Raw genomic sequence first — 2,182 nt, 5'->3', positions numbered from 1 at the left:
GCAGAGCGATTACGAAGAGCTGCTACCGAACAGGCTCAAAGCCGCCGACCTCCTTTTGCCGCAATCAATAAGTGGGGTTTAATTAGCGGATACACCAGTGTCGCAAGATTTTCATCTACTTTCAAATAAACTATCAATCGGCTGCATAGTGCTTTACATTTATCAATTCGAGATTGGCAATTCAGACATCTGTCAGAAGAGGATATCATAATCTATTAAGTACATAGGTTGTATATCCGAGGTTGGCAGGACACACCTTTTGTGAATCGGTAGCCGCTTGACGTTTACACTACTGCTGTCCTGAAAAAAACAGTCGGTTTCGTAATCCTTCTTCTAACGACAAAAATGCAGTCTCAGATGAGAGATTGTACATGAGCTCATGATCGAATAACTGGTAATGATATTGATAAGCCTGGCCTTCTGACGCTCGCATGTCCTTAGCTTTGGTAAGCTCTTCCCTGTAGTTGCTCCATTTTGGCGCAATAATAAATTTTTGGCCGATCCCACCATATCAGGGAGCATCTCCAATAAGGCCTACTGATGAGTGTTTAACACTGCCGCAGACTATCTGCTGAAAAAATGGAGAAAGATCGTTTTTAACCCATACAGGTTTTGGGGGTTCTATCCAGTTCCTGAATATAAAGCGCCAGATCTTTTAGAAGAAGAGTAGTAGCAACAAAATGAATCAATTTGGACGCGAGTATAATGATGTAATATCAGTTTTTTAATGTTCTGCAGTTCTCTCTAGGATCCAACTAAAAAATTCTTCCCTTTTGTAACCTTTCTATCTTCTAACCGTTCATTTTTTGAATGGTTGCGATTCTATTGTCTGCAAACGACGAGTCCTACACACCTCACAACAATTGTAAGTTAAAACCAGAAAACAGGAGGGGTTATGAACAGAAAAGTATTTTGTGCAATGATAGCTGGCTGTATTCTTGGGGTTAGCCAAATGCCATTGGAGGCGGCACAACAACTTTCGCCTAAAGAACGGTTGGGAAAATTGATGTATGAGGATGTGAATTTTTCCTTCAATCAGTCACAGTCCTGCCAAACATGTCACCATCCAGACGCAGGCTTTGCCGATCCGGTCAATGTAAATGATCCGTATAACAATTTCGTCTCAAAAGGCGCTGATGGATCGAGCTTGGGTGGACGAAACGCCCCGACATCAGCATACACCGGCTTCAGTCCCACCCTTCATTATAATGCTGCAAAAAATGAGTATGTCGGCGGCATGTTCTGGGATGGCCGGGCAACTGGAGAGACTCTTGGTGATCCGCTCGCCGAACAAGCGCAAGGGCCACCACTTAATCCGGTTGAAATGAATATGCCTAACATCGTCGCAGTTGTCGAGGAAATACGGAATGCAAGCTATGCAGATTTATTCGAGAAAGTATACGGCAAGGATTCGCTGGTCGATGATCCACTATCACAGCTAGATGAAGCGACGGTCTTTAATCAATTTGGCGATGCCATCGCGGCATATGAGCGCTCGGCAGAGGTTCAAAAATTCAGTTCCAAATATGACACAGCCACTCTCTCAGTGAAAGAAAGGAGGGGATTTTCTCTATATAAGGAACACTGCAGTGTCTGTCATACCAAACAGCACAAAATTTCAGGAACCAACGCAACCGTCGATACCTTTACAAGCTATCGCTACGCAAACATTGGCACCCCTGTCAACCCTCATGTTCCACTCGATGAGCCTGATTTGGGCCTTGGTTACACGATCGACGATCCGGCTCAAGATGGAAAATTCAAAATTCCAACTCTTCGTAATGTTGCTATAACTGCGCCATACTCGCATAACGGCTATTTCCCAACCTTACAAAGCATCGTCGAATTCAAGAACTCAGGACTAGATGGCGTTGTCCCTGAGGTTGCCGATAACATCTCTCCACTTATAGGCAATATGGGAATGACTGCTGATGAAATGGATGATCTCATCGCATTTCTTATGGCATTGACAGATCAATAACTGTCAATAGCGTTGGCCTGAAATATTTGAATTTCTCTCTGTGTGGAAAACTGGCCGGTTCCAAAAGAAGAAACTTAAGAATGAAAGGAGTCAACCGAAGTGGCCCGATCTTTCGGGCCACTTTTATGTTGTGCGCCCGGCAGGGCGCACCTACTAGGAGGTGCAAGTCCTCTACTCGCCCGGCAAGGGGAAGGGTTAGCC

1 protein-coding gene is annotated in these 2,182 nt (G+C 44.5%); it reads left to right on the top strand.

Annotated features, from left to right (window positions below; genetic code table 11):
• Positions 1-895 precede the first annotated feature (895 nt).
• Positions 896-1,981 carry a cytochrome-c peroxidase gene (locus BUF15_RS26415; RefSeq protein ID WP_073617370.1) on the top strand — a complete coding sequence of 362 codons (1,086 nt, stop codon included), beginning with the start codon at positions 896-898 and terminating at the stop codon, positions 1,979-1,981.
• The last annotated feature ends 201 nt before the right edge of the window (positions 1,982-2,182 follow it).

The sequence above is a fragment of the Desulfopila aestuarii DSM 18488 genome, from assembly GCF_900143695.1.
Lineage (GTDB): Bacteria > Desulfobacterota > Desulfobulbia > Desulfobulbales > Desulfocapsaceae > Desulfopila > Desulfopila aestuarii.
The sequence above is the reverse complement of the archived record's forward strand: the minus strand, read 5'-3'. Positions and strand labels throughout refer to the sequence as shown.

Excerpts from the sequence above, each read along its gene's own strand:
- BUF15_RS26415 (WP_073617370.1), top strand. The coding sequence starts at position 896 with ATGAACAGAAAAGTATTTTGTGCAATGATAGCTGGCTGTATTCTTGGG.